The sequence below is a fragment of the Streptomyces sp. NPDC060000 genome (assembly GCF_042737375.1).
Lineage (GTDB): Bacteria > Actinomycetota > Actinomycetes > Streptomycetales > Streptomycetaceae > Streptomyces.
In genome coordinates this window covers 1-3,814 of the sequence record NZ_JBHWUU010000173.1, presented here as the reverse complement: position 1 = coordinate 3,814, position 3,814 = coordinate 1, and the positions used below count along the sequence as shown (strand labels likewise).

The 3,814-nt window shown below is 73.2% G+C and carries 2 protein-coding genes; both read right to left on the bottom strand.

Annotated elements, in window-relative coordinates; translation table 11 throughout:
* Positions 1-90: 90 nt before the first annotated feature.
* Positions 91-2,142 carry a cell wall-binding repeat-containing protein gene (locus ACFWBB_RS42450; RefSeq protein ID WP_385284622.1) on the bottom strand — a complete coding sequence of 684 codons (2,052 nt, stop codon included), beginning with the start codon at positions 2,140-2,142 and terminating at the stop codon, positions 91-93.
* Positions 2,143-2,364: 222 nt separating this feature from the next.
* Complete coding sequence (locus ACFWBB_RS42445) at positions 2,365-3,594, bottom strand: RNA polymerase sigma factor (protein ID WP_385284625.1); 1,230 nt, start codon at positions 3,592-3,594, stop codon at positions 2,365-2,367.
* Positions 3,595-3,814 lie beyond the last annotated feature (220 nt).

Below are 3,814 nucleotides of genomic sequence, written 5' to 3'. Positions count from 1 at the left end.
GGGGCCGGGGGCCGCCGGGGGCGCCGTTCTCCGTCCCCGGGGGGGGGGGGGCCCCGCGGTGGCGGGGGGCCCCCCCCGCCGAGCCGGCCGTTACTGCCGGTGGAGGGTCTTGAGCGGTGCCAGGTTCGGCTGGGCACCGAGCTGGTCGGGGCGCTGCACCCCGGCGGCCGAGGCGTCACCGTCGGTGCCCGCGGCGAGAGCTCTCGTCGACGTGCTCGCCGGGACGAGGCCGTTGTAGAACGGGTGGTACGTGAAGTAGGCGCTGCCCGCACTCATGGAGGTGCCCGCGGTGTTCAGCTCGGCCTGGGCGAGCGAGCCGGTGCCGCCGAAGGCCACCATGGAGTTGACGCTGGCGGTCTCGCGCACGAGGTAGCTGTTCACCTCGGGCGACAGGGCGGTGGCGCTGCTGCTCCACAGGAGGGGCCCGAAGACGTTCACCGCGGCGGCGGCCGACACCCCGTCGCGCCAGGCGCCGGAGTAGGCGAGGGCGGTCATGTTCGGCGCGGTCCACCAGAACATGGCGATGGCGACCGAGAGGGACCCGTCCGTGGTGCCCGAGATCGGGTAGTACGAGTACGTCGACGGCCACCGCGAGAAGCTCGTGTGGGTCAGCGCGTAGCTCGCCGCCGAACCGACCGGGATGATCATGGTCTTGTCGGGGTTCAGGCTGTTCAGGTACGACTGCACCGACGCGGTCAGCTTGTTGCCGTTGGTGAGGACGATTCCGGCCGCGCTGGCGGAGCCGTCGGAGCCGGCCGCGGCCGCCGCCGAGAGAGCCGCGCGGTACTCGGTACCGCCGGCCAGGAAGACGTACTTGGGGGCGGAGCTGATGGTCTTGCTCACCATCACCGAGGTCGCGTAGCGGTCCGCGCCGGTCAGCCGCACGGGGACGTAGCCGAGCGCCTTGACCTGGCTGGCGACCGTGTTGTCGAGGACGGACGCGCCGCCGACCAGGTAGACGGGCTTGCCCGGCGCCAGGATCCGCTTCAGTTCGTTCTTCGTCGTCGACGAGAGCCCGGTCTTCTGGGTCATCAGCACCGGGCCCTCCTTCCGGCCGGCCAGGGCGGGCGCGGTGACGGCGTACGCCGGGTCGTCCTGGTTGACCAGCACCGCGGACTTGGCGTTCATCAGGCCGGGCTCACTGTGGCCGACGGTGTTCCAGGTCCAGCGGGACGAGGCGGTGCCGGTGAGGTAGGCGTTGGCGCCCCAGACCCGTCCGGTGCTGTTCTGGCGCAGGGGCTGCCAGCTGGGGTTCCCGACGTGGCTGCTGTTCGTCGCGTCCGTGACCGGGGTCAGCTCGCCGGTCGTCGTGTCGACGTACTCGACGGTGTGCACGTCGTCGCTGTTCGGCGAGGTGTGGGCGTCGAACACGATCCGCTTGCCGGTGGGCGACCAGGACGGGTTGGCGTACCGGCGCGGGCCGGTGGTGAGCTGCTTGACGTCGGTGCCGTCGGCCTTCGCCGTGAAGATCTGGGGGTTGCCGTCGGTGTCCTTGCGGACGAACGCCAGCTTGGTGCCGTCCGGGGACCAGGCGGGCTGCTCGGCGTCGGCCAGCGCGAGCTTGACCGTCTTCGTGGCGGCGTCGTAGACGTACACGCCGGCGCCGGCGTTGCAGCTTCCGGCGCGGCGCTCGAACGCGACGAGGCCGTTGACGTTCACGCTCGGCTCGGAGTCGCAGACGGTGGCCGGCTCCAGGTTCGCCGGCAGCAGCGGGCCGGGCGCCCACGAGGCGTCGGAGGGGCCGTAGGCGAGCTGGCCGCCGCTGGCGAAGACGACGTAACGGCCGCCGTTCCAGAAGGTCAGGTCCTCGTACGGCGCGCTGGAACGCAGGCCCTGCGCCCACGGCAGGGTGATCTTCTTGGTGCCGTTGGGCAGGACGCTGGAGATCTGGCCGGACACGCTGAGCAGACGGCTTCCGTCCGGCGCCCAGGTGGCGTAGCTCCCCACGTTGGGGATGGTGCTGGTCTTGCCGGTGGCGGGGTCGATGAGCAACCCGCCGTCGTTGAGGATCTTGCCCTCGGTGCCCGGCCAGGGCCCCGCGTCGTCGGCGACGGCACCGGGTGCGGCGGCCAGGGTGCCCGCGGCGGCGAGGGCCACCGCGGTGGCGAGCGCCGCGGCGCGGCGGCGCGTGAACAGTCTCAAGTTGTAGACCCCCGGGGATCACGTGATTCGCATGATGTCGATGGAGCCGCGCGCGGGCCTGGGTCGGCGTCGTCCCCCGTCGCCAATACCGTCGGCCACACAGTCGTTTCACAGCGGCCGGATCACTCTAGGCCGCCATAGCCACAAAGGGAACGGAAATACGAGCAACATGTGTTCGAAGTTGCCGGAAGTTGCCGGGAGTTGCCGGGTTTTCGGGCTGGCTCAGGTTCTACGGCACTCGTCGGCCCGCGCCCGCAGCAGTTCCCGCTCCCGCTCGTTGCCCGTCAGCTCCGCCGCCCGTTCGAACTCGGCCCTCGCCTCCGCCGACCGGCCCAGCCGCAGCAGCAGGTCGCCGCGGACGCTGGGGAGGAGGTGGTAGTCACGGAGGGCCGGTTCGGCGACGAGTCCGTCGACGATCTCCAGGGCGGGTTCCGGGCCGTCCGCCATCGACACGGCGACCGCGCGGTTGAGTTCGACGATCGGGGACGGGGCCCGGGCGGCCAGCAGGCCGTACAGGGTGGCGATGGCCTTCCAGTCGGTGTCCTCGTACGTGGGGGCGTGGGCGTGGCAGGCGGCGACGGCCGCTTGGAGGGCGTACGGGCCGGGAGCGCCTGTGGCCGAGGCGCCGGCCCGGTCGAGGGCGGCGATGCCCCGGGCCACGAGCATGCGGTTCCAGCGGCGCCGGTCCTGGTCCTCCAGGAGGACGGGCCTGCCGTCGGCGGCGGTGCGGGCGGCCGTGCGGGAGGCCTGGAACTCCAGCAGCGAGACCAGGCCGTGCACCTCCGGCTCCTTCGGCATCAGGGCCGCCAGCTGCCGGGCCAGCCGCAGCGCGTCCTCGCACAGCGCCGGGCGCAGCCAGTCGTCGCCGGCCGTGGCCGCGTACCCCTCGTTGAAGATGAGGTAGATGACGTCGAGGACCGAGCCGAGACGGGCCTCGCGGTCGGGGCCGTACGGCACCTCGAAGGCGACGTTCCTGGTGGCCAGCGTCTTCTTGGCGCGGACGATGCGCTGGGCGACGGTCGCCTCGGGGACCAGGAAGGCGCGGGCGATCTCTGGCGTGCTCAGGCCGCCGAGCAGGCGCAGGGTGAGGGCGATGCGGGCCTCGGCGGACAGCACCGGGTGGCAGGCGGTGAAGACGAGCCTGAGCAGGTCGTCGTCGATGGCGTCGGGGTCGGCGGGCTCCTCCGGGGGGACCGCCGTGTCCAGGGCGCGGCCGATCTCCTGGAGCTTGCGGGCGTAGTTCTCCCGGCGGCGGACCAGGTCGACGGCGCGGTACCGGGCGGTGGCCGTGAGCCAGGCGCCGGGGTTGTCCGGCACCCCGTCACGCGGCCACTGCTCCAGCGCGGACACCAGTGCGTCCTGCGCCAGTTCCTCGGCGACACCGACATCCCGGACGACACGCGCGACGGCGGCGATGACCCGGGGGGACTCGAGACGGAACACGGTCTCGATGGCGGACCGGGTGTCCGGGGCCGGCCCGGCGCCCGGGGCGGGCCGGGGGCCCTGGTCCGACCGGGGATCCGAGGCGGGCCGAAGCTCCTGGACGGGCGACGGATCCGGGGCGCACCGGGCACCCGAGGCGGACCCGGGACCCGAGGCGGACCGGGTGTCCGGGGCCGGCCCGGCGCCCGGGGCGGGCCGGGGGCCCTGGTCCGACCGGGGATCCGAGACC